This is a genomic window from Morganella sp. B601 (assembly GCF_051172335.1).
Taxonomy (GTDB): domain Bacteria; phylum Pseudomonadota; class Gammaproteobacteria; order Enterobacterales; family Enterobacteriaceae; genus Morganella; species Morganella morganii.
In genome coordinates this window covers 211,323-236,750 of the sequence record NZ_JBPIZE010000001.1, presented here as the reverse complement: position 1 = coordinate 236,750, position 25,428 = coordinate 211,323, and the positions used below count along the sequence as shown (strand labels likewise).

General features: G+C 52.9%; 18 protein-coding genes. 6 read left to right on the top strand and 12 right to left on the bottom strand.

Going from position 1 to position 25,428, the window contains the following annotated elements:
• Positions 1 to 301: 301 nt before the first annotated feature.
• From pbpC to ACSBQN_RS01090, 3 genes are all read right to left on the bottom strand, one after another.
• Entirely contained in the window at positions 302 to 2,662 is a 2,361-nt protein-coding gene (gene pbpC / locus ACSBQN_RS01100) for a penicillin-binding protein 1C (protein ID WP_152696801.1), read from the bottom strand.
• Positions 2,663 to 2,685: 23 nt separating this feature from the next.
• Entirely contained in the window at positions 2,686 to 8,601 is a 5,916-nt protein-coding gene (locus tag ACSBQN_RS01095) for an alpha-2-macroglobulin (RefSeq protein ID WP_205501146.1), read from the bottom strand.
• A gap of 194 nt (positions 8,602 to 8,795) precedes the next feature.
• Positions 8,796 to 9,935 carry a class C beta-lactamase DHA-32 gene (locus tag ACSBQN_RS01090; protein ID WP_024474547.1) on the bottom strand — a complete coding sequence of 380 codons (1,140 nt, stop codon included), beginning with the start codon at positions 9,933 to 9,935 and terminating at the stop codon, positions 8,796 to 8,798.
• 110 nt (positions 9,936 to 10,045) lie between these two features.
• Between ACSBQN_RS01090 and ampR the strand changes: the two genes are divergently transcribed.
• Positions 10,046 to 10,921 (top strand): LysR family transcriptional regulator AmpR, encoded by an 876-nt coding sequence (ampR, locus tag ACSBQN_RS01085; protein ID WP_004240457.1) that lies wholly within the window; start codon positions 10,046 to 10,048, stop codon positions 10,919 to 10,921.
• A gap of 3 nt (positions 10,922 to 10,924) precedes the next feature.
• Here ampR and hypA read toward each other — a convergent pair whose 3' ends face one another.
• From hypA to ACSBQN_RS01040, 9 genes are all read right to left on the bottom strand, one after another.
• A complete protein-coding gene (gene hypA, locus ACSBQN_RS01080; RefSeq protein ID WP_004193196.1) occupies positions 10,925 to 11,266 on the bottom strand; it encodes a hydrogenase maturation nickel metallochaperone HypA in 342 nt (113 codons plus the stop codon).
• Positions 11,259 to 11,750, bottom strand: coding sequence for a hydrogenase-2 assembly chaperone (gene hybE, locus ACSBQN_RS01075; protein ID WP_004240459.1), 492 nt, complete (start codon positions 11,748 to 11,750; stop codon positions 11,259 to 11,261). Before hybE ends, hypA begins: the two co-directional genes overlap by 8 nt.
• Positions 11,743 to 12,237 (bottom strand): HyaD/HybD family hydrogenase maturation endopeptidase, encoded by a 495-nt coding sequence (locus ACSBQN_RS01070; protein ID WP_024474545.1) that lies wholly within the window; start codon positions 12,235 to 12,237, stop codon positions 11,743 to 11,745. The genes hybE and ACSBQN_RS01070 overlap by 8 nt, the downstream gene beginning before the upstream one ends.
• On the bottom strand, positions 12,237 to 13,940 hold the full coding sequence (gene hybC, locus ACSBQN_RS01065; protein WP_004236380.1) for a hydrogenase 2 large subunit: 1,704 nt from the start codon (positions 13,938 to 13,940) through the stop codon (positions 12,237 to 12,239). Before hybC ends, ACSBQN_RS01070 begins: the two co-directional genes overlap by 1 nt.
• Complete coding sequence (gene hybB / locus ACSBQN_RS01060; RefSeq protein ID WP_024474544.1) at positions 13,937 to 15,118, bottom strand: Ni/Fe-hydrogenase cytochrome b subunit; 1,182 nt, start codon at positions 15,116 to 15,118, stop codon at positions 13,937 to 13,939. Before hybB ends, hybC begins: the two co-directional genes overlap by 4 nt.
• On the bottom strand, positions 15,108 to 16,091 hold the full coding sequence (gene hybA / locus ACSBQN_RS01055; RefSeq protein ID WP_024474543.1) for a hydrogenase 2 operon protein HybA: 984 nt from the start codon (positions 16,089 to 16,091) through the stop codon (positions 15,108 to 15,110). The genes hybB and hybA overlap by 11 nt, the downstream gene beginning before the upstream one ends.
• A 2-nt stretch (positions 16,092 to 16,093) precedes the next feature.
• Positions 16,094 to 17,227 (bottom strand): hydrogenase 2 small subunit, encoded by a 1,134-nt coding sequence (hybO, locus tag ACSBQN_RS01050; protein WP_024474542.1) that lies wholly within the window; start codon positions 17,225 to 17,227, stop codon positions 16,094 to 16,096.
• Between the two features lie 870 nt (positions 17,228 to 18,097).
• Positions 18,098 to 19,414 (bottom strand): sodium-dependent transporter, encoded by a 1,317-nt coding sequence (locus tag ACSBQN_RS01045; RefSeq protein WP_004236374.1) that lies wholly within the window; start codon positions 19,412 to 19,414, stop codon positions 18,098 to 18,100.
• A gap of 374 nt (positions 19,415 to 19,788) precedes the next feature.
• Complete coding sequence (locus tag ACSBQN_RS01040; RefSeq protein ID WP_024474541.1) at positions 19,789 to 21,498, bottom strand: pyridoxal phosphate-dependent decarboxylase family protein; 1,710 nt, start codon at positions 21,496 to 21,498, stop codon at positions 19,789 to 19,791.
• A gap of 748 nt (positions 21,499 to 22,246) precedes the next feature.
• Between ACSBQN_RS01040 and ACSBQN_RS01035 the strand changes: the two genes are divergently transcribed.
• The 5 genes from ACSBQN_RS01035 to ACSBQN_RS01015 all read left to right on the top strand — a co-directional run bounded on the left by ACSBQN_RS01035 (position 22,247) and on the right by ACSBQN_RS01015 (position 25,373).
• Complete coding sequence (locus ACSBQN_RS01035; protein WP_152696796.1) at positions 22,247 to 23,197, top strand: VirK/YbjX family protein; 951 nt, start codon at positions 22,247 to 22,249, stop codon at positions 23,195 to 23,197.
• 263 nt (positions 23,198 to 23,460) lie between these two features.
• A complete protein-coding gene (locus ACSBQN_RS01030; protein ID WP_024474538.1) occupies positions 23,461 to 24,141 on the top strand; it encodes a DedA family protein in 681 nt (226 codons plus the stop codon).
• A 217-nt stretch (positions 24,142 to 24,358) separates the two neighbouring features.
• On the top strand, positions 24,359 to 24,661 hold the full coding sequence (locus ACSBQN_RS01025) for a DUF883 family protein (protein WP_004236369.1): 303 nt from the start codon (positions 24,359 to 24,361) through the stop codon (positions 24,659 to 24,661).
• 3 nt (positions 24,662 to 24,664) lie between these two features.
• Entirely contained in the window at positions 24,665 to 25,078 is a 414-nt protein-coding gene (locus ACSBQN_RS01020; RefSeq protein ID WP_024474537.1) for a phage holin family protein, read from the top strand.
• On the top strand, positions 25,071 to 25,373 hold the full coding sequence (locus ACSBQN_RS01015) for a YqjK-like family protein (RefSeq protein WP_024474536.1): 303 nt from the start codon (positions 25,071 to 25,073) through the stop codon (positions 25,371 to 25,373). The genes ACSBQN_RS01020 and ACSBQN_RS01015 overlap by 8 nt, the downstream gene beginning before the upstream one ends.
• The last annotated feature ends 55 nt before the right edge of the window (positions 25,374 to 25,428 follow it).

Sequence of the window (25,428 nt, the reverse complement as noted above, 5' to 3'; positions counted from 1 at the left end):
CCTCATTAAGTGGCTATTTCAATCTTATTAATACATCAGCGAATTAAAGTCATGACTTCATGACATTAACAATTACCAGTATTTTAAATTTATCTGTATTGTCAACATCAAGATATAAAAATAATCAGAAATGGGATTAAAATAACATTCACACATATCAAGGTGAAATGTAAAAAAAAGAAAAATAACTAAAATAAATATATGGTGAGTGTATATAATAAAAGTGAAAATAATAAAATTAAAAAACAAAATATTTATTATTACTCTTTTATTAAATAAAGTAAAACTGAAGTTTAATATATCACCTGTCCCTCACCCCCAGAATATCCACCTGAATCATCCGTGAATCTGCACGACCGTGGTCATCCACGGCGCGGATACGGTAGCGTCCGACGGCTTCCGGTTTCCATTCCAGCGGGCGGCGGCTGGTGCTGTTACCGAGGTATGCATCACCGGCAAACCAGTAAATCACACTGCTGTCATTATCGGCGGTGGCTGTAAAAAACAGGGAGGATGGCTGGTTTGCTGTTCGCCGCAGTGTGTAAGTGGTGTTGCGCAGCGGTGAGGTAATTTGTGGCGGAGTACCGCCGATCAGGCTGTTGCCGCCTTTGCAGTGAGCGACAGACGGCGGGGTTTTCTTCGGCAGACCGGCCATGGCAAACACCCGCGCCAGGTCAGACGGCCAGTATTCATAGACATCAATATTCACCTGCGCAGGATCATAAGGCGGGCAGACCACGTCGCCGGTGATTTTATCCGTCGCCACCGGGCGGTAGATGGTATCAACCGCAATGGGCGATTTACCCGGGATAAACCAGGTTTTGCCCCGCCGCTGACACCACTGCGTCGGCAGGTTGCCGCTGGCCAGACAAACCTCCACCTGACGGAGATTTTCCGGCAGCGGAAAGTCCGGCTCCCGCAGTGCCGGGTACTCCGCCATAATGTTGTCGATAATATTGAAAAACAACGGTGCGGCCGCTTCTGCGCCAATCAGCGCACTGTTTCCGGTGCCGTCAAAGTTCCCGAGCCAGACCACCAGCACATATGGGCCGGTGATGCCGCTGCTCCAGGCATCACGGAATCCCCAGGAAGTCCCGGTTTTCCAGTACACCGGCAGTGTCATCGGTTTTTGTGCGAGGGTGTTACCGGGACGCCGGTGCTGCCCCAGCATATCCAGTGTGATAAATGCGGCTTCCTCACTCAGCAGACGGACCGGCGCAGCCGGCTGTTCGGATTCGGTCATCCGCAGCGGGCGCAGAACGCCCCGGTTTGCGAGGATCGCATAGAGTTTTGCCAGCTCCTGCGCGGTCACTTCACCGCCGCCCAGGACCAGCGACAGCCCATAGTGTTTTTCTCCCGCCATCCCGGAGAGCCCGGCCAGACGGAGAAACTGATAGAGATTCGGTTTGCTGAGTTTTGCCGCGATATCCACCGCCGGAATATTACGGCTGTAGTTCAGTGCCTGTGTTGCCGGCAGCGGCCCCATAAAGCGCAGATCAAAGTTCTCCGGCGCGTAGCTGCCGAAAGTGGACGGCACATCTTTAAGAATGGTCAGCGGATGCAGTACGCCCTGCTCGAGCCCGAGGGCGTAAATAAAGGGTTTCAGTGCCGAGCCGGGGGAACGCTTGGCGTTGGTGCCGTTCACCTGGCCGTGGATCTCCGTGTTGTAATAATCCGCCGATCCCACCAGCGCCCGCACGCCCATATCACGGGTATCAATAAGAAGTACCGCCGCGTTGTGCAATCCCGCCTGCTGACGGCGGGCGATAAAAGCAGCCACCTGTTTTTCGGCGATACGCTGAAGATTCACATCCAGCGTGGTAACCACCGTCTGCGGTTTTTCTGCACTGAACCGGTTTTGCCGGGCTATCTGCTCAATCAGATGCGGGGCGATGTAAGGCATCTGTTCCGGCTGGCGCAGCATCAGCGGCAGTTCAAACAGTGCCGCCATGTTTTCATCGTCCGGATGCTCTTCCCGCCAGTGCTGCCAGAGCCGGTTACGTGCCTGCATCAGCGGCTGGCTGATATCCGTGCCTCCCGGAGTGACACGATATCCCGGCGACTGCGGCAGTACCGCCAGCGTCAGGGCTTCCGGCAGCGTTAAATCCGCCGGTTTTTTATTGAAATAGACCAGTGAGGCCGCCCCGGCGCTCTCAATATTACGGCCATAAGGGGCATAGTTAAGATAGGCTTCCAGAATGTCGTGTTTGGAATAGCTCAGTTCCAGCTGCACAGCCCGCAGGATCTGTTCAGTTTTCCCCCGCAGGGTGCGGGTGTTGAGATGCCAGCGCATCCGTGCCAGCTGCATGGTGATGGTTGAACCGCCCTGAAGCCGCTCCCCGCTGATATAACTGACAAAAAAACCGCGCGTGAGGCTGTATGGGTTAAAACCGGGGTGGAGATAAAACCAGCGATCCTCATAACGCAGCGTCCCCTGTGTCAGCAGCGGGGACATATCTTCCAGCGGTGTCCACAGCCGGTAGCGGTCATCGTTTGCCAGCGTCAGGCGCAGCAGTGTGCCGTTGCGGTCATAATAGGCAACCGACAGAGGCACACCTTCTGACAACGGCGGATGCGGCCAGAGGCGGAATCCGGTCAGAAACAGCGCCAGCAGGATAATCACTGCCGCCAGGTTCTGTACTACGCGCCGGATGCCGCTCATTCTGACCGATACCGCCCGTGCATTCAGGGTTTATCTGCGGCAGGCGGCAGAACCGTAAATACCCCGGCTGCCGCAGACTGCGCCTGAATCTCCCGGTCATACATGGCTTCGCCAAACGCCGGCGGAATGATAAAGCGCCCTGTATTCACCGGTTTTATCTGATAGATAAACTCCTGACTATCCGCCGCGGCACTGCCGTAGATAAGCACTCTGTCCTCACGGGCATCACTGAAGTCCGGTACCCAGCGGCGGCCGCTGCTGAACGGGAGCTGTGACAGTTGCAGGCTGTCCGCTGCTTCCGGATCCTGACGCACCACCTCAAACCCGCCCGGCAGCAGATCCGCCACTACAATATTATTCAGCCCCTGTTTGGCATTGGCACGGATATGCAGACGGACATAGACTTTTTCGCCCTGCGCCGCACTGGTTATCACTTCACCTTTTTCATTCAGGTAATTACGGCTGATTTCCAGCCCTTTCGCCACCGCAGCCTGTGGCGGTGTGCGGTCAAAACCGGATTCGGTCACCACATACCAGGCCGGGTTATCCGACGGATTATCAAAGCGGATTTCACTGACACCGTCGCTGAATTTTCCGGTCGCGGAGGCATTTTTCATCACTGAAATCACTTCAGGCGCTTCTGTGCCTTTCAGAACGCTGATAGTGAGTTCACCGGCCTGTGCCCCGCTCTGCTGCATATGACGGCTGTAGTATTCCATTGCCAGAATGCTCATGGCTGCCGAATAGGTGGTGTAACGCTCCTCTTTAAAGCGCAGCACCATATTTTCCAGCAGTTGCGGCGGGATAGCAGACACTTTTTCCGGGAAGTGACGGACAATCAGGTAGAGCCGTGTGCTGTCCTGCACCAGCGGATCGAGGTAGCTCCGTGTCCACCATGCTTTGCTGTAAGCCGAGTTCAGAGCTTTCCAGGTCGGCGCCAGCATCATATCCGCCTGTTTATCCATCTTCAGCATTTTGTAGGATGCCGCGAGATACAGTGCGCCCGGGTCATCCTGCCAGGACTCCGGATAACTGCTCTGCATCTGTGTCTGAACTTCAGCCAGCAGTCCGGTGGTGACTTCACCCTGACGGGTCAGCAGGTAGACAGCAAAGGCACGCATCCGCAGATCATCCTGCGTATTGAGCATCGGGTTCGCCGCCACTTTCTTCAGGTAAATATTAGCAGAGCCGAGCAGAGATTCCTGTACCGGATAATCCGCATCCTGTGCTTCCAGCAGGAACTGCACCACATACAGCGTGACAAACGGATCGGTTTCCGGCATCGCCTGCCATTCGCCGATACCACCCTGGCCGTTCTGCCGTGTCAGCAGTGTGGTCATGGTCTGTTGCAGCTGTTTGCGGATCTCCGTCTGTGACTGCAGTGTGCTGATTTCCGGATTACGCTGACTGAACAGCAGCGGAATGGCGCGGCTGGTGATCTGCTCCGAACAGTTATACGGATAGTTATCCAGATACTGCGACAGCGCCTCACTCATCACCATCGGCGAGTATGACACCCGCGCATCCCGTTTGGCATAGTTGTCAAACATCTGCCGCAGCGCCGTCACCCGTTGCTGTTTACCGTCCATCCGTCCGAGAGACGAGCGGGTGCGGTAAGCCGAGGCCGGGCGGACTGACAGATTCTGCGTGCGGACCGCCGATTTATCCCCGGAAGTGACACGGAAGGTGATATCCGCCGTGCCCGGCAGCGCATTGGCTTTCAGGCGGAACGACAATACCGTTTCTTTCTTCTCACCGAGCGTGATCTGCTCATGGCTGCTGCCGGTGATTTCCAGTGCCGGGTCAGCGCTGACGGTGACATCCAGCGGCACCGCTTCGCCGTTCAGGCCGGTCAGGTTATTGGCGATGCCGAGGGAGACATCAAACTCATCTCCCGGGGAGACCATGGCCGGAATATTCGGTGTCAGCACAAAATCATCCCGTACCGTGGTGCTGCTCTGTGTATGGCCGATGCGGTCAGGTGAAACCGATACTGCCATCACGCGGATCTTACCGTTGAAATAATCCGGCACCTGATAATTAAAGACCGCGTCGCCATCAACGGCGGTGATCCCCGACCAGTACGCCACCGGTTCATCCCGCTTGCGTTTGAACGGATTAAGATGCAGATCGATGCCCTCTCCGGCATCCCCGCCCGGTGCTGCGGTCAGCGCTATCATTTTGCTGAATTCCGGCAGGATCAGATCAAGGATTTGGGTGCTTTTCACTTCCAGCGCCCGTTTGCGGAAGAAATAGTCGAGCGGATCTTTCAGGCGGTAACGCGCCACCTGCAATATGCCCTCATCAATGGCAAAGACCACCACATTCTGCGGCGAGGTGGTTTTCACATGAACCGCCAGGTTTTCACCCGGTTTTATCACGTCCGGCGATATCAGTGTGATCCCCGCGTTAAACGCCTCATGGCTGACGCGGAACGGCTGCACGCCGAAGCTCAGCGGGCTCATAAAGATTTCGTCGGAGTTAATATCACGGACAAACTGCACGTTAACATAGCCGTTGCCGGTCAGTTCTGCCGGGACGCGGATTTTCTGCACCGAGTTGGTGGTGTCCGCACGGAACCACACCCACTGATACACTTTGTCGCGCTCAATAGTGATAATGCCGCTGCCGGTATACGGCGCATTGACGGCAATTTCAATCTCTTCGCCCGGTTTGTATTCCTCTTTATTCAGCGTCAGCTGCAGTTCCGCATTGCGATCCAGCGAGCGGGTGATATTCGCGTTACCGGCGACGGTGTAATCGGTTCTGTTCAGCACATTACCGTCCGCATCTTCCGCCTGTAAGATAAAGTGACCCGGTTTCGAGGTGTTCAGTGTGATATCAGTGCCGGCACTGCTGATAGTCAGCGGTTGCTCATCAATCCGGGTTTCTTTCAGTCTGGACTGATATTTGAAGACCCCGGACGGCTGACGCATCAGCACGGAAATGTATTTCTGCTCCAGAAGCACCAGCTTCAGGTTGCTCTTTTCAATACGGGTCAGTGATGGATCCACCGCAATCAGATTCAGCTTCCGCACTGCATCCTTACTGATGTAATCCGTGTCGCCGTCCGCTTTGATACCCACCAGCGAATCATGCGGGGAGACCAGTACCCGTGCCGCTGCCGTGACTGAACGACCGCTGCCCGGCTCAAACGCTTCGGTGAACAGCTGTAGCTGATAGGTCGCTTCCGCGTAGTTTTCCAGTCCTAACGCCAGCGGTGCGGCACCGTTTTCATCGGTGGTGCGCTCTTCAAGCTGCGTTTCAAAGTTATCCGTACTGCGGCTGTTTTCATAGAAACGATAATCCGGATACTGCGTGAATGACGGATAAACCGGCCGCATGGTCATTTTTGTCGCGATACGACGATTCTGCGCCGGGGTGCCGAACAGGTTCTGCACATCAACCGCCGCCTGTAATTCCTCCGGTTTCACCCAGCCCTGCTGACGATCCGGCGTCAGTTTCAGTGCCACTTTCATGCTGTCCGGCTCAAACTCTTTCACCACCACGGTGGTGGTACCGAGCAGACGCAGGTCATTCTCATTTTTACCTTCCAGATAGAGATAGATATTCCAGTCGCCGGTCGGAGAGTTTTCCGATGTGGTGTAGCTCAGTTCGCTGAAACCGGTGGCATCCAGAATAATCTGCTGTGAATGCATCAGAGTGTCACGCGGGTCGCGGATCTCCGCCCGCAGCGGGATGCCGGTCAGCGGAGTTTTCCAGTCATAGGTACGGGTGATAAGACCTGCATGAAAGGTTTCCCCCGGCCGGTAAATACCGCGATCTGAGAAAAGATAGCTGCTGAGGGTGCGCGGATCTTCCGGGGTTTCGTCGCCGTAAATATCAAAGCGCGAGAAATCCGGCTGGCGGTCATACCAGGCGTTGACCGGCAGGAAGGAGACATCCCCCTCTTTTTCCGCCAGGAACATTACCGCCATCTGCTCATTGCGGAAATCATGCAGCGGCGGGAATGCAGCGTGACCGTCACTGCCGGTTGTCCGGCTCAGCAGTGTGGTGCCGTTTTTGGCCACTACAGAGACTTTCGCGCCACTGACCGGCTCACCGGTATACACGGACTGCACGAACACATCCCGCGAGCCATCGGGGGAGGATTTCGCGATGATCCCCATATCAGTGACCACCACAAAGCGCGAATCGAGAACCGTGTCCTCTTCGTAATCCTCATCCCCTTCATCATAGCTTTCCGCTTCCGGGGCCTCCGCCGGTTTAGCCGGATCCCACGCCCGCAGGCTCAGCAGGAATATGCCGCGTTTTGCGGACGGGTCGGATGAGAGGTATTTGCTCAGGTCGATACCTTTGTACTGAATATCGCCGGGGTTAGCGGCGGACAGCGCCGTCTGGTAAGTAAAGTGCTCCGTAAAGTATTCATCACTCAGGCGGTTAAAGTCCGTTGAGGTAAAGTTTTTATCCTTAAAGGAGACGATGTGCTGTAACTGGCCCGGGATCACCCGTTTCACATCCAGCTGCAGGCCCGGGAAGTTACGTGCCGCGACGGTGATCTGTTTTTCACCTTTCATCGACAGCAAAGCCCCGTCAGACATAAAACGCAGTGTTTTCGGGTAATCCGGGATGCGTACCGGCAGATAACGTGATGTTTTCAGGTAATAACCGCCCGCCGAACTCATACCGCCGGTGATTTCCACCAGCAGCCAGCGGTTGGCCGGGGCGTTATAACTGAAGCTGAATGCAGCCTGATTCTCCTGCTCGCTGTCATCCGGGGTCAGCGTGACCGGCTCTGATAATGCGATGACTTTTTCGCTGATATCATCTGATTTCCAGTCGTCATAAATACCCTCAGAATTATAATCCGGGTGTTTTTCCGGCAGCAGACGGGCACGAACCGCTTTTGTGATCTGTTTTTCATTCACCGGGTCAGAGAATGACACAATCAGGGCGCGGCGATCTTTTCCGTCATCTGATTCCACCAGCTGACTGTCGATGCCCGTCACATCCAGACTGTAGCGGTTCGGCACAATCACGCGGAAGGTTTCATCTTTGTCCGTGGTATTGGCCGGAACGGCCGCCCCGACACCGGCTCTGACTGTCAGCAGCACTTCGCTGTCTGTATCATTGAGTGCCAGCTGCCCGGAGTGGATCCAGGCTTTGAGTTTTTTATCATCATACGTGACGGTATATGGCACCGGCTTGCCGTCACGGGTCATAGACAGACGCGATTCCAGATTTTTGACATCAGCGGGGGCATTGAAGGTCAGGCCGATGATGGCGTGTTTTTTCATCGGATCCTGCGGATCCTGATAGAACTCCGCCCGGCCGCCACGATAATAAAACTCAGGGGTGGTAAAGGTTTTTTGTTTCTCTGTTAACGCCACCTGCGGAGCCAGCAGTGTTTTGGCATCCATATCGACGGTGTAGGTTTTCCCCATCGGGAAGGTTTTTTTCGCCGTGAATACCAGCTTGCGGTCATTACGCCACTGCCATTCACCTTCCGTTGCAGGAGTCAGGGTAATACCGGCCGTGACCGGTTTGCCGATCAGCGTCACCGGTGCGGCAGAGCGGGAGAATGTCACCACCACAATCTGCGCTGAATTATCATCACGGTTATAATTAACCGCCGAAGGGCGCTGCACAGACGCGGAAATATCCTGCACCACCAGCGGCGCGACATCCACCGGCTTCGGTTTGTTCTGGTACCAGTGCCAGGTGTAATAACTGCCCGCCGCCACCGCAGCAGTCAGCAATAATAAGGCAGATATGGTTTTCGGATAGCGGTTTACACCCCGCTCCAGCCGGGCAAGCTGATTACCGGCAAAGGTCACCCAGCCCGGTACCGCCCAGCGGATCCGTCCGGTGAACGGGCGCAGCAGAAAACCCAGAAGCGTAAAAAGATAAACAAGACCGCGTGCCGCCAGACGCAGCAGAATAAAAGGTAAGCGGAGGATAAAACGCAGAACGTCCATGACAACATTTTCCTCTGTGTGTTGAGACTGACATCAGTTTGCCGCAGCACACAGTGAAATCCGGTTCAGCCGGAAGCTGTCAGTGCCCGATACTCTCATCCTCCATAAAACAGCCCATAAAGCAAATTATTGCATAAGGAATAATCTTAAATTACGGCCCCGGCATATCCGCAGGGGCCTGTTCAGGAAAAAAATTATTCCAGTGCACTCAAAATAGCCTGTGCAGCTTTGACTCTTTCGGTATTCGGGTAGTTTTTATTCGCCAGAATCACAATCGCCACCTGTTTTTCCGGAATAAAGGCCACATAGGCGCCGAAACCAGTTGTTGCCCCCGTTTTATGCACCCAGGAAGCACGGTTATACGGCTGAACCTGGTTGTCTGTTACCGGATGCGGCTGCAATGCGACCTCGTTGGTCACACCGTTAATGATCATATCTTTCTGCTGCGGCCAGTCATACATTTCCCAGCCCAGCCCCTGGTTAATCGCGGCGGTTTTATAGTAGCGGGTCTGGGCGAGATACATTGCCATTTCCAGATCCGCATTACCGGCCCGTGACGGCTCCATATTCATTTCCGCCCAGCGCAGCATATCTTTTGAGGCGGATTTCACGCCGTAAGATTCCGCATCAAGCTGTCCCGGCGACACGCGGACCGGTTTTTTGTTTTTATAGCCGTACGCATACCGGCTTTGCACACTTTCCGGCACGGTAATAAAGGTGTGAGATAATCCCAGCGGTGCCAGGATCCGCGCGGTCAGCAACTGCTCATACGGCATCCCCGCCGCATTGGCGGTCAGAGCACCAAACAGGCCGATACTGCTGTTTGCATACAGACGCATATCGCCCGGTTTCCATGATGGCTGCCACTGCTGATAGAAATTCAGCAGATCCGCACGGCTTTTCACCGCATCCGGTACCTGTAACGGCAGCCCGCCTGCGGTATAGGTGGCCAGATCCAGCAGCGTGATCCCCTTCCACTGCGGCAGAGCCAGCTCCGGCTGATATTTTGCCGCCGGATCATTCAGCGCCGTCTCTTTTTTCGCCACAGAAACCGCACCCAGCACACCTGTGAAAGTTTTACTTACAGATCCGAGCTCAAATAGTGTATTTTCAGTGACCGGCTGTTTTGCCTGAACATCGGCAAAACCATAGTTAAAATAATAGGGCTTGCCCTTTACGGATACGGCAACCGCCATCCCAGGAATATCCTGCTGTGCCATCAGCGGTTTAATAGTGCTGTCCACCACCGCTGCGACATTATCAGCGGCAGAAAACCCCGGGGCGGAAAACGCCAGCAGGGCAGAAATCAGTGTTGCAGATACAGATTTTGTCATCAGAATTAACCTTCCGTGTGTGAGTAACGGCGGCAAGTATCGTCAGATTCACCGGACAGAACAAACGGTTATTTATAACAAGAGCCTAAAGAAAAACTTACAGGTGGATTATGGTCAGACGTTATCTCCCCCTTAACCCGCTGCGCGCCTTTGAGGCCGCCGCCCGTCATCTCAGTTTTACCCGTGCGGCGATTGAGCTGAATGTCACCCACGCCGCCGTCAGCCAGCAGGTCAGGGCTCTGGAAGAACAACTCGGCTGTGTGCTGTTTACCCGCGTCTCGCGCGGGCTGGTGCTGACCCATGAAGGCGAGGGATTACTGCCGGTGCTCAATGAGGCGTTTGACCGGATTGCGGATACTCTGGAGTGTTTTTCTCACGGGCAGTTCCGTGAGCGGGTAAAAGTCGGTGCGGTGGGAACATTTGCCGCAGGCTGGCTGCTGCCGCGTCTGGCCGGATTCTATGACAGCCATCCGCATATTGATCTGCATATCTCCACCCATAACAATCATGTGGACCCGGCGGCGGAAGGGCATGATTATACGATCCGTTTCGGTAACGGCGCATGGCATGAATCAGATGCGGAACTGATTTTCAGCGCACCGCACGCCCCGCTGTGCTCACCGGCCATTGCAGAACAGTTACAGCAGCCGGATGATGTTCACCGCTTTACCCTGCTGCGCTCATTCCGCCGGGATGAATGGAGCCGCTGGCTGGATTGTGCGGGTGGCACACCGCCTTCCCCGTCACAGCCGGTAATGGTGTTTGATACCTCACTGGCCATGGCGGAAGCGGCACTACTGGGTGCCGGGGTAGCGATTGCACCGGTATGCATGTTCAGCCGCCTGTTGCAGTCAGGCGCACTGGTACAGCCGTTTGCCGCAGAGATCACCCTCGGCGGCTACTGGCTGACGCGGTTACAGTCCCGTACGGAAACCCCGGCCATGCAGCAATTCGCCCGCTGGCTGCTGAATACGGCGGCGGAGTAAAACTCACTCACCTTCCAGGCTTTTTACCCGCAAATCATCACCTTCACTGATGCGCAGCCGTTCACTGCCGCAGTGCGGACAGCATCCGGCGTGCTGCATGATTTCGGCCTCACGGCTGCAATCCCAGCACCATGCCTGTGCCGGGATAACATCAATATGCAGTGTGCAGCCCTGCGCCACGGTATCACGGCAGGCGATATCAAAACAGAAATGCAGTGCACTCTCCTCAACATCCGCCAGTGCACCGACTTCCAGCCAGACATCCGTTACCCGCGCAATGCCGTGCTGTTCAGCCTGTTCGCGGATAATATCCGCCGCACTCATGCACAGGGATAACTCATGCATGCCGGGGCACCGGTTTTCCGGTGAACAGCGCCCTGCGCCCGGCCATCGCCGGAGCATCCGGGTCCGTGACCGGCAGTGAAAGCAGCATACGCGCACTGTCATCCGCCAGCCTCATTCCCTCCTGCGGGGAAAGTGTGTGCGGCAGCGGCGACAGCAGCGAACACGCCAGATACTGAGATACGCCCTCCAGCTCACCGACGGTGAATGTCATGATGCCGTACGGCAACCGCAGACCGATTTTTTCACTGACTTTACGCTGCGGCCAGAGCTGCTCCGGCCCCGGAAAAATCACAGCGCTGAACATCCACGGTGTGATCACACAACCCGTCCACTGCCCTTCAAACAGCGTCAGTTCCGTGACATAAACCGGCATTGACGGGTGCAGGAAGGTGAGATCGTGCATAGTATCCGCCGCTACTTTTTCAAACGCGTTGCGGATCTGTTCTGCCGGGCTGTGCATAAAGCCCTGAATATCCTCAGACATCTGCCGTCTCCTTCTTCACCGCCTCAACACCTGATTCACGCAGTACCGCCAGCACCTGCTGCAGTGCCGGTTCAACGGCGGCCTGCAGTTGCGGGGTCAGACCGATATCCGGCTCCAGCGAGGCAGGAACCACGCCCACCAGCGTCAGTTTCGCGGGGAATTCCCCGGTAAACCGCAGCGCAGACAAGACATCGGATAACCCCAGCTGATGCGGGGAGATTTTATTGGTGAACAGCGCCGGAACCTCCTCATCCCGCAGAATACGGATAGTGCCCGGGGCGCTTTTCGCCGTCACAATGGCGTCAGTGATAATCAGATGATCCCGCCCTGCCATGCTGTCGAGCAGTTCCATCCCCGCCGTGCCGCCGTCCATCACTTCCACATAATCCGGCAGGATATAGCGCTCCGCCAGCGCTTCCGCGATATGCACGCCGATGGCTTCGTCAGTCAGCAGAATATTGCCGACACCTAATACCAGAATCCGCATCACAGCACCTTCACTGATACCGTTTCACGGCCATCAACATCAACAATATGAACCGCACATGCCATACACGGGTCGAATGAGTGGATAGTGCGCACCACTTCCAGCGGTTTTTCCGGGTCAGCAATTTTCAGCCCGACCAGCGACTGCTCATACGGCCCCGCCACATTATCGTGATTGCGCGGTCCGCAGTTCCAGGTGGACGGCACCACCGCCTGATAGTTCTCAATCACGCCGTCTTTGATCACCACCCAGTGCGATAACATGCCGCGTGGTGCTTCCAGGAAACCCACGCCTTTTATCACACCGGTGGCCGGGAATTCCGGTTTCACATAGGTGATGTGATCCCCGGTACCGATATTGGCGATCAGCGCGGCATACTGGTTCTGCAGCACCGCCTGTAATTCACAGCAGTGCACCGTACGGCCGATAATCCGCCCGAGTGTGGAATGCAGCTGTTTTACCTCCGGGGTATTGCCGGTCAGGGTCTGATAAACCGCAATAATTTCATTCAGTTTTTCGGCTGTACCGGGGTGTTTCGCTGCCAGTTTGCAGAACATATTGGCCAGCGGGCCGACTTCCACGGTTTTGCCGTACAGGGTCGGCGATTTCACCCACGAGTATTTACCGTCCGGATCCCAGCCGGTGTATTTCGGCTCGGTTGTGCCTTCCCACGGTTTCTGCGGCGCTTCATCCTGATACCAGGAGTGCGGAGAGCTTTCCTGAATCCCTTCCAGCAGGAAAGCATCCGTCTGGGAATCGATCGGGCGGAAAGTCGCTAAGTCAGCGTTTTCAATGTAGCCACCCGGGAACAGGAAACTGCCGTTTTTGCCGTCGGTCGGGAATTCCGGGGTGCTCAGGTAGTTCACTGCGCCCTGCCCGGTTTCAAACCACTGCGGGTAAAATGCAGCAATGACCGCAGTATCAATTTTATAAACCTGCTCAACGAAATCATTCAGCTTGTCGATAAATGATTTGATATACATCAGGCGTTCCAGGTTCAGCACACCGATACCGTCGAGGTTAATCGGGTTTGCCACGCCGCCGACCGCCAGGTTCTGAATGTGCGGCGTTTTACCACCCAGCAGCGCCACAATACGGTTGGCATCGCGCTGGCATTCCAGCGCCTGTAAATAGTGCGCAACAGCAATCAGGTTCACTTCCGGCGGCAACTGCATCGCCGGGTGTCCCCAGTAGCCGTTGGCAAAAATCCCCAACTGCCCGCTCTCCACCAATGCTTTGATTTTATCCTGCACTCTGACGAATTCCTGCGTGCTGTTGAGCGGCCAGTCAGAAACGCCGTTCAGCATGGCAGAGGCTTTTGCCGGATCCGCTTTCAGAGCGGAGGTGATATCCACCCAGTCCAGCGCGGAAAGCTGATAAAAGTGGACGATATGATCATGGGTGGTGTGCGCCGCCAGAATGATATTGCGGATATACTGCGCATTAACCGGCACATCCAGGTTCAGGGCATTTTCCACGGCACGCACCGATGCCAGCGCGTGTGTGGTGGTACAGACGCCGCAGATGCGCTGGAGGATCATCCACGCATCACGCGGATCTTTTCCTTTGACGATTTTTTCCATTCCGCGCCACATGGTACCTGACGCCCAGGCTTTGGTGACCACACCATCGCCGATTTCACAGTCAATGCGTAAATGTCCTTCGATACGGGTAACCGGATCAATCGTAATTCTCTGGCTCATGACTTACTTGCCTCATGATAAGGGTGAGCTGCGGTTTTATTGACTGCAGGGAGTATCGGTAACAGGCGGATCAGGAAAAGGTAAGCGCAGATCTCAACAGCCACGAAACCAATGGAAATTAACAGTTCTTCCGTCGCCGGGAAGTAGTGATAGCCATTGCCGGGGTCAAACGCCAGCAATGAATAGGCGAGACGCCATGCCGCACAGCCGAGCATCATGCTCAGTGCGCCAATGTAGAGCAGCCGGGAGTCACGGCGGAACGCCGGGATACTGAAGACCGCCAGTGCAATCGCCATCAGCACAATCTCGCACCAGAACAGCACAGAGTAATAATCTCCCGCGAAAGCCAGTCCGAGCTTGCCGCGGTAGATCAGTTCCCCGAAGCGCAGCACCAGAAACAGCGCCATCAGCACACTGACGGTCAGTGCCAGCTTGCCGAACAGGCGTTTTTCATCGGGACCGTTGCCTTTCAGGCCGCTCTGTACCAGGGAGCCTTCAAATACCACAATGGAGAATCCCATAATAAAGGCGGTGAGCAGAGAGAACAGCGGCAGCATTTCATAGCTCTGCCACAACGGATGCACTTTATAGCCCGCCGCAATCATCAGGGAGCCCATCGAGGACTGGTGCATGGCCGGTAACAGCGCGCCGAGCGCTATCACAAAGAACATGATTTTGTTCAGCCGCTTAAGGGAGACTTTCCAGCCCATGCGCTCACAGAATGCCGGTGCCAGTTCCAGTGCCATCACGCCGATATAAATCGTCATACAGACCGCGGTTTCCAACAGGACGGAGTTGACGTTGAAAATGCCCGGAATAAAGAAGTTCGGCATATTCCAGTAACGGCCGAGGTCAATGGTGATAGACAATCCGCCCAGTGAATACCCCAGCAGACTCGCCAGCAGCGCCGGACGCACCAGCGGGTGATATTCCCCTTTGTTGAACACATACACCGCCCACGCCAGCGCCCAGCCGCCGCAGGCAAAACCGGTGCCGATCAGCAGGTCAAACGCAATCCAGATCCCCCACGGATAACCGCCGTTCAGATCAGAGACTGACCCCAGCCCGAAGACCAGACGTTTGACGATAAGCAGAACGCAGAGGATAACAAGCGGCCCGAAAATGATGATCGGCTTACTGAATAATTTGCCGCCGAGGGGTTTGGGATCATGACTCATGATCATCACCTCCGTCGTGAGTGTCATTTTTGCTGTTGCGGCGCACCAGCACAGTGAGCCCGGCCAGTACCGCCAGCGGCAGGATCATCCCTTTGTACAGGGTGTGCTGAATGTTTTCAGAGCGGGCTCCGGTGGAGAGTTCAGCCAGTTCCGGCAGCTGCAGATTTTTATACGGCACGCCGGTCAGTACCATCACCTGGGTTCCGCCGCCCTCTTTCTCACCGTACAGATGCGGGTAATAGGAAGGCACGGGATGTTTGTAGTTATCGCCGGTTTTCAGTGTCTGGCGCGGATAGGCATATTCCTCTCCGGCTGTCAGCCCGAGACGGTTTTTCGCTTCACTCATCAGATCTTCGCGGGTGCCGAAGATAATCGCCCCGGTCGGACACACTTCCACACAGCCCGGTAAACCGCCTTTATCGAGCAGTTCAACACCCTTCTGGTTACAGAGTTCGCACTTGTGGATCATACCGAACGGGTTGTCGTAATCGTATTTCGGCACATCATACGGGCAGCCGACCATGCAGTAGCGGCAGCCGGTGCAGATGTCTTTGTCATAATGCACAATGCCGGTAACCGGATGCTTTTTCAGCGCACCGACCGGGCAGACGGAGACACAGTTCGGATCCACACAATGCATACATTGCTTCTTGATGTAGGCATAGCCGTCCTTTTCCTGATCTTTGTGTTCGCCGGTACCGCTCGTCCACACCTGGATAATGTTATTGGTGTACGGCGACAGCTTGTCATTGTTGGACCACGTCTGCGCCCCTTCCGGGTTACGGCCGGGGAAATTGATATCCTGGCATTTGGTCACACACGCCTGGCAGCCGACACACAGAGTGGAGTCATACAGCATGCCGGACGCGCCGGGGATCGGCGGGCGGTTCTCCGCCGCCGCGTGGCTCACGGATGTATTACCTAACAGTAATGCCCCGCCGGAAGCCACTTTAATAAAGTCACGCCTGTTCACAGTTACTCTCCCCGCGGATCGCCGGACCGGTTTTTCTTCTGCTGGCGGCCCAGCTCACGGACAGCCATCACACTGACACCGGCCACCAGCCCCACCACGCCGCCGAGCAGCCCGATAGCGCCGCCCGATACCGAACCGCCCTCTTTCAGTTCCACATCCGGTTTTTCAGAACGCGGTGTCTGGTTCTGTACCCCGGCGAGCTGGTGGATCCCTTTGTGGAAACCCACTCCGGCCTCGTTACAGCCATAGCAGGGATGGCCGATAGCCACCGGCCACACGCCGCCGACATCACAGAACTGCAGTGTGGAGCAGTTGCCGTGCGTTTCCGGTCCTTTGCAGCCGAGGTGATAGAGGCACCAGCCTTCACGGTGACCGTGGTCGCCGAATGCTTTGGCAAAACGTCCTGCGTCAAAGTGAGCGCGGCGCTCGCAGTGTTCGTGGATCAGACGACCGTAAGCAAACAGCGGCCGGTTTTTGTCATCCAGCCCCGGGGCTTTGCCATAAGTGATGATGTGGGCAACCGTTGCCAGGAAGTTATGCGGGTTAGGCGGGCAGCCCGGAATATTAATCACGGTTTTGCCGGGCAGAACCGCTTCCAGTGATGCCGCGCCGGTCGGGTTATCACCGGCGGCAGCCACGCCGCCCCAGGCGGCACAGGAGCCGATGGCAATAATTGCGGCAGCGCCCTCCGCTGCCCGGCGGATGTGATCGGCAATCGGCTCGCCGGCAATCATGCAGTAAATGCCGTTATCCTTCAGCGGTACAGAGCCGTCCACCACCAGCACATATTTGCCTTTGTATTTCTCAATCGCATTGTGCTTATTGGCTTCCGCCTGATGACCGAATGCCGCCGAGAGTACCTCGTGGTACTCCAGCGAAATCATATCAAGGATGAGATTTTCGATGGTCGGGTGCGTCGCCCGGAGCAGGGACTCAGTGCAACCGGTACACTCCTGTGCAGATATCCAGATGACGGGGGGACAATCCTTACGGCTGACGGACGCCGCGATTTCGGCAGATGCATTTGCACTGAGACCCATGGTGGCCGCTAAGGCCGCACAGAGTTTCAGAAAGCTTCGCCGGTCAATACCCTCAGAAGTGATATCAGAAGTAATAAAGGTATTATCTTCGATCATTCTCTATATTCCATTGTGTTAATTTAATATTAATATAATCCGGTTATTATTAAATTACTGAGACACGGAACATAATCAATAAACAAAAAAATAAAATCAGAAATATTATTTTACAGATAATGAGAATTTTTTCTATTTTTAACATTTAATCTATTTATCGGTTTTATTAATTTATATCAATTTAATATATAGCGCACCGGCGACCTGCAATGAGAATGGCGGAATCTTTCACTACCGACAGGAAAACAGGCAGCATTTACCATCTGCTTCTCACCCGTTATTCAGATACAACCCTGCGTGTTTTCAGAATTAACTGAATCAGGGTGAATAATGAATTTCACATAACCACGGCTATTTAAAACAAAAATGAAATACATTCTCATCCGGCGTTATTTAATCGGTTAAGCTCAAATAAATGCTATTTGAAATAAAATCACACCGTTATTTATCACTAAAAAATCAATTTTTATAATATGGAGGGTTATTTGTTTTGATTTAAATCAATTAATATTAAATATCTTATTTTTCTTCCGGGATAAATAAAACCCAATTAATCGGTAATTATCACTACAAAATAGAGTAAAAATAGTGAATAACACCTTAAAATGCATAATAAGACGATTATCCTTGTAAAACAGTCAGCTATTTATACGTAGGCGGACAATTTATATTCTGTTTATTATTCGTTTTAATAGTGATGATCACCTGAAACAATCATTTCATTTTCATCCTTTCTGCTCTTTTTTAATGAGATGAGCATCAAAACCGATGCCGCCCGCTCATTCAGCGGCTTCCTGAGCGTGAATTACCGGTTCTGATAGTCAGTAAAACACAACGGCCTGCGCATGCGGGCCGTTTTTTTATCTGTTATTAACTGATCAGGCCGTGTACCAGAATCACACCGATACAGATCGGTCCCACATAACGCCAGACCAGCAATAAACTCTGACGTTTCAGTCCGGTGATATTTTCCGGAATCAGCGCATTCGCTTTACGCGACCAGCCGAAAATCAGGCAGACAGCAATACCGAACAGCGGCATCAGAATATTGGATGTCAGGTAATCGAGGATATCAAAAATCGTTTTCCCGCCGAGCGTCACATCACTTAACGGCCCGAAAGATAATGACACCGGGATCCCCATCAGCATAATCGACGCCGTCACCACCAGGCCCGCTCTGCGGCGTGTCCACTGAAAACGCATCTGAACATACGCCACAATGTGTTCCAGCAGTGAGATAGCGGATGTCAGCGCCGCCATCAGCAACAGGACAAAGAACGTCACTGCCAGCACAGATCCGCCCGGCAGATGGGCAAAGTACACCGGCATGGTCATAAAGGTCAGACCCGGACCGGCATTCGCTTCCAGACCGGCAGCCGCTAATGCAGGGAAAATCATCAGTCCGGCCAGCACACACACCATGCACGAGAGGATCACCACCCACATACTGGAATTGGCAATGCTTTTGTTATCAGACAAATACGCGCTGTATGTAATGTGGATCCCCAGCCCGATTGAGAGAGAGAAGAAAGCCAGCCCCAGCGCATCCAGCACGCCTTTGCCGGTCAGTTTGCTGAAATCCGGATACAGGAACAATTTCAGTCCGGCGGATGAGCCGGGTAAACTTATCCCGACGATAATCAGCACGATCATAATAATAAACAGTAACGGCATCATCACTTTCACGGATTTTTCCAATCCGCGCTGCACCCCGGCCAGCACCACAAAGCAGGTCATCCCCGCAAACACCAGATGCGCAATCACCGGCCACCACGGGTTACTGATAAAGCGGGTGAAAATGCCGGTCAGCTGGCTGCTGTCAGTAATGTTCAGCTCACCGGCGGCGGCCATTACGGTGTAACCGATAGTCCAGCCGCCGACCACGCTGTAGAAGCTGTAAATACACCAGGAGCTGAATACACCGATCACCCCGATCCACGCCCAGTGGCGTCCCATCATTTTTTTGAAGGCGTTGACGGCTTCACTGCGGGTGCTGCTGCCGAGGATATTTTCAGCCAGTAATACCGCGAGACCGATAACAAAGCTGAATAAGAGGAAAACAACCAGGAAGGCACCACCGCCGTTATTGGCGGCAACATACGAGAATTTCCAGATGGCACCGATGCCGATGGCAGACCCGGCAGCGGCTAAGATATGACCAAAACGGGATGTCCATTGCTGACTCATACGGCCTCCTGCTGTGTCATCTGAGAGACAGAAGCGGCGGCAGAACAACAGACCGATCGTGAAACTGCGCTGATAATAATCCTTGCGGTAAAACCTGACATCATAGGAACTCTCCCGAAAAAAACAGTTCCACCAGCAGGTTTACACGCACAAAAAAGCCACCTTACTGGTGGCTTATGAAGAAAAACAGATAAACGAAGCCACCTAACTGAATAGCAGGTTTAGGCTTAGCTGACGGTTCATCATGCAGTTCATCGGTTTACTCTTCTCTGAAAATCATTAATTTTTGCTTCACAGGCAGTGCCGTTATATGACACTGCCGTGACGCTCTTTTTCTCTTATACCACAAACAGAAAATAAAAAAACACCCTTTTTTATTCTGCACTCATGGTTTTAAGCATTTTTGCAAACGCATCGATGTGATGACGCTGCGTCACCGGGTTCATAAAGACCGCCTTTTCCCCCGGAATATACACGAACCGGTTATGCTCCGCATAGGCCGAGCAGGCGATAGAATCCACCCAATTGGTAAACAGTCCTGCTTTACCGCGTTTCAGGAACAGCTCACGGTGCCAGCGGCTGTTGCGCACCATCATGTCATAGGCCGTTTTATCTCCGGCACAGGTCAGTTCGTGCGCAAACATTGCCTGCGGATCATTCACCAGTTTCGGTGAATAGAGGCGGAAACCGACACTCGGCCCCTGATTTTCCGGCACCATCACACAGGCATTACCCATAGATAACAGCTGGTTGCGCATGTAGTTCGCATTTTGCAGACAGTGCGCAATGATGGTCTGATAACCCTCAACTCCCAGGTAATGCAATCCGGCATACGCGCCGAACACACCGACACCGCTGCGGCTGCATTCAATGGTGGATTGCAGGTGAGTCTGTCCTTCCAGCGCATGCTCAAAATAGGTGAAGTTTTCCGGGTCATTTTCCAGTGCTTTGAAATCATCACCGTCACGCACCATCACCAGGCTGGAGGTATACGGCACATAACCCCATTTGTGGAAATCGATAGTGATGGAATCCGCATATTTCAGCTGTTTAAATTTCTCAACATTGTGACGCAGACCAGCCAGGGTGGCATCGTTAATCGCCAGCGGGTTGGTGTTAAAATCATAATCAATAAAGAAAATAATCGGCCAGCCAACCGCCGCATCCACGTGAATATGCGGTTTTTCTGTAATTTCAAATTCTTCACACAGACGGTTGCGCAGATCATAAACCTGTTTGATTTCATCGACACCAAAGGTATCCGTTGTCCCTGCGGTCAGCAGGATCACCGGGATCTTACAGTGAACGGTATAGCAGGCACGGATTTGCTGCTCCAGATCCGCCAGGTCAATAGTGTTATCTGACGCCACCCGGATACGGATTGTTTTGTTTGTGATATCCACACCTAACAGGGACAGGTTAGTCATATTGGAGTAGTGACCGCCCTGAGAGTTGATGATCCGGAAATCCTGATCGACCGACATTCCGAGATGTTTTGACTGCTTCAGCGATTTACGGATCCCGAACAGATAACCATACAGGTTACACATGGTTCCGCCCTGGGTGAACAGACCGGATGCTTTGCCCGCATCATAGCCAATCAGATTGGCCACTTTACGGATAACGGTTTTTTCCATGTTATCCGCCACACCCGAGTATTCACAGTACACCATGTTCGGGTTACCCAGTAAGCCCAGCATAGAGCCGTAAACTGCCGGGTCTGACGGCATGGCGATAACGTTTTCCACGGCCAGCGGGTTTTCCCAGTTTTTGCACAGCGCGGACGCAAACACCAGTAAATCATCCTGCCCTTCTCCCGGACGGATCACGTTCTGACGGACATGCGACTCACCGGCCAGTTGAGCAAAAAGATCCTTACCCTGCGGATAGCGGTTGATCTGCTGCACATCCGCGTCGGTGGTCTGGCGGAACCGAGTAATTGCCTGAATTTGCGGGTGATTAAAAATCGGCCATTTGCCGGGATCCCGGCTGAAGAAATCACTGATGACGTTTTGGTATTTAACTTCGAAATCTTTATTTAACGCATTCGCGGAGGCGAGCGTGATAAGTTCTGACTGATTCACAATGAGCTCCAAAATAGTAAATTACGCTGAGGTAATGTCATTACTTTGCGCCAAATTCATTGCATTTTAAATGATCTCAAAACTATAAATCACGTTACGTAATTAATAATAAAATTATAAATATCAATAATATATGTACATTTAATGCATTTTGTGATGACTAATAATTTTTCATAAATGCCGACACGATCACAATTTTTTACTCTGAAAAATAAACATAATTCAGTTTTTAAATTCAAAAATTAAGCGAAAATGCAGTTTTATATTCCGAAAAACAAAGCAAATAACAAATTATTAACAACATCAAAAATGCGGTTCATTAATATTGTTTAGTTTTCATTACTATTTTTTCTCTGTTGTTATTTCTCTTCTGCTGAAAAACCACGGTTATTTTGCCGGTTTTTCCGTTTTTTGCAGTGGTCATTCCCTCCGGCAAGATAAAATACCGGCGGATAATAAAAATCCCCTGAATATTACTAATGAATCCCGGCAGCCCGTTTTCCGTCGGTGGCAGCAAATACACGAATAACAGTATGATTTTAAATCATAATTCAATTTTTATCGTATTTACCGGTGATAATACAATCAATTGTTGTATTTTTGTAACGGCCGGATTTCCCCGGAATCCTTAAATTCCGTTAAGACTGCGGCCCGGCGATAAGCTTTTTTTAATTTTTATCTTTATTCTGCCGTTAAAATGGGTGAATTGTTTCACTGTGTAATAATTTCATTCATTAAAGGCACTACTATGTCCGGCCTCCTGCTGTTCAAACAACTACTCACCAAAGAATGCTGTCCCGGTATGCACTGGGACTCCGCCCGTAACCGCTTAAAATTCGCGGCCCGCAGCCTGTTTATGCCGCTGTCTACCATGAAATACCTGTCCGGCCTGACAAACACTGCCTGCTGTGATGCTATTCTGAAAAAGCAGCCGCTGCTGCCGACCAAATTACAGCGCCCGTATCTGAGCATTAATTTTCACCGCAAAAACAAATCGGCGGCTATCTGCGACCATTACCGGATCACCAAAGCCGTTCTGCCACCGGCTGTATTCAGCCGTATCTACAGCAATGAGCAGTTTTATCTCTGCCTGGTTGAAGGAAAAGAGAGCCCCTGTCACCTCTGGCTGGATGTGCAGGATGCATTTAACAAAGAGGGCGAGCTGACGCTGGAAATGCGGGATGATGCCGGTGAGATCCTGGCCCGCAGTGCATTCACCCTGCTGAACCTGAATGAAAAACGGTCACTGTTTATCGGCGCGCTCCAGGGCGGCGTCAGTGAGCAGGCTCACAATGCTATCCGGGCGGCAACTAAAAACTGTCACGGTGTATTCCCTAAACGCATTCTGACGGAAGTTATCTGCCTTATCGCCTCACTGTTTCAGTGTCAGCAGATTATTGCCACCAGTAATGAGACCCATATTTACCGCAGCCGCCGTTACCGCCATAAAAAACTGACACAATGGGTGGCCGATTATAATTCGTTCTGGGAATCTGTCGGTGGCACCGCCAATCCGCAGCACGAATATGTAATACCGCTGACCCTGCCGCGTAAACCCATTGATGAAATAGCCAGTAAAAAACGCGCCGAATACCGCCGCCGTTATCAGTTACTGGATAATGTGGCGCAGGCCGTCTGTGAACGCCTGCAACTGCCGCAGCCGGAAAATAAAACAGATGTTCAACATAACATTATTTAAGAAAAATCCTTCATTTACAGCAGGTTTGACCGGTAATTGACATTTCATTACAGAACTTATTGATTTCCCGTAAAATATAATCTGCAAAAGGCTGAATTTAATCTTAATATTGTTTCGGGGTTGCGGGAAAAATTCACTGTCTCCGCTACCCCTAATTTGCTAAAGTGGCCGGATTTACCAGCGTATATATCAGGGGTTCCGGTCATATCCGCAGAAATGCCCCATAACATGAAATAAGCTTACTTCAGATCCGGGAATAATTGATGGAAACAATGCAGCAACTTTTTTTCGCCCTCTGGCATCAGGACTATGAAACCCTGTCAAACCCGTCCCTGCTGTGGGCGATTTACATTATGCTGTTTGCCATTCTCTTCCTGGAAAACGGCCTGCTTCCCGCTGCGTTTTTACCCGGTGACAGCCTGCTGATTCTTGTCGGGGTTCTGATCGCCAAAGATACACTCGATTTCCCGACAACCCTGATTGTCCTCACCGCCGGTGCCAGTCTCGGCTGCTGGGTGGGCTATTTACAGGGGCGCTGGCTCAGTAATACCAAAATTGTGAAAGGCTGGTTGTCTCATCTGCCGCCGCATTACCATCAGCGGGCGCACAGTTTATTCCACCGTCACGGTCTGGCGGCGCTGTTAGTCGGCCGTTTCCTGGCGTTTGTCCGCACCCTGCTGCCGATGCTGGCGGGGATCGCCGGTCTGAATTCACGCCGTTTTCAGTTCTTCAACTGGCTGAGCGGCTTCCTGTGGGTCGGTATTTTAACATCTCTCGGTTACGGCCTCGGTATCAGCCCGATTTTCCGCAAATATGAGCATCATCTGATGAATATTCTGATGCTGATCCCGGTGGTGCTGCTGGTCTTTGGTTTGCTCGCCAGCCTGTGGGTGGTGTGGAAGCGCAAGCGGGCAAAATCGTCTGACGACACTCACGCACAATAAATTACCAGACTATTTTTCCGGCCGGTGCAATTACAGCAGCCGGCCGGAATACATTATCGCCCCGTCCGCTGTTTCAGCGTCATTTCCTCTGAATTACACCGCCATCACCCGCAATGTGCAGAACAATACCGGAAAATAAACTATAATTTATCTTTAATTGCAGATAAAAAGCGGTTACTTTGAATCTGTTACGCTATAACCACCACGAGGAGTTCCTATGTCACATCATACAAATGAAGAGTTACGCGCTGAACTGAAATCATTGGCTGACACCCTGGAATCTGTGCTGAATACGGCAGAAAGTAAGTCCAAAGAAGAAGTGGATTCGCTGAAGAAAAAAGCACAGGCCGCGCTGGAAAATTCCCGTACCCGCCTCGCGGAAGGGAAAGAGCAGGTTGTGCAGCAGACAAAAGAGATCGCAGGCAAAGCCGATAATTATGTCCGCGAAAATCCGTGGACCGGTGTAGGTATCGGTGCCGCTGTCGGTGTGGTGTTAGGTGTTTTACTGGCCCGCCGCTGAGTTATGACCGATCAGGAGCGTCCGCAGGGGCCCGGCAAAGGGCTCCTTGATACACTGACACGTATCACCGCCATCGTCATCAGCATGGCAGAAACCCGGCTCAGGCTTGTCGCCACTGAGCTGGAGGAAGAGAAATCCAACCTGATCCAGCTGATTCTGCTGGCCGGTGCCGCTCTGCTGCTGACGGCGTTCGGACTGATGAGCCTGATGATTCTGGTCATGTGGGCGGTTGATCCTGTATACCGCCTGACCGCAATGATTATCATGACATCCGTTCTGCTCGTCGGGGCACTGATTTTCGCCCTGTGGGCCGTCCGCAAAGCCCGCCGTTCATCCCTGCTGGGCGCAACCCGCGAACAGCTGGCGATCGACAGGCAACTGCTGGAAAGAAAAAAGCAGGAGCAGGAGCATGAATAAGCATCAGCGTGCTGAACGTGCCCGCAAAAAGCAGGCGCTGATTGACACTATCGCTGCCCAGCGCAGCGATTTGTCACAGGCCACGGGTCAGTGGCTGAAAAAAACCGAATCATTCGACCGCACCTGGCAAACATTGTCACAACTGCGTCCGCTGGTTGTCGCCGGTGTCAGCCTGTTTTCCGTCTTTGCTGTCCGCCATCCGAAAAAACTTATCCGCTGGGGACAACGCGCCCTGGGACTGTGGGGTGTTTTCCGCACACTTCAGAGCAGTTTCCCCCGTAACAGGCAGAACTGACGTATCCCGCCCCCCGGATTCAAAATTTTTGATGTTGTTTATTAAGAATTCTTGC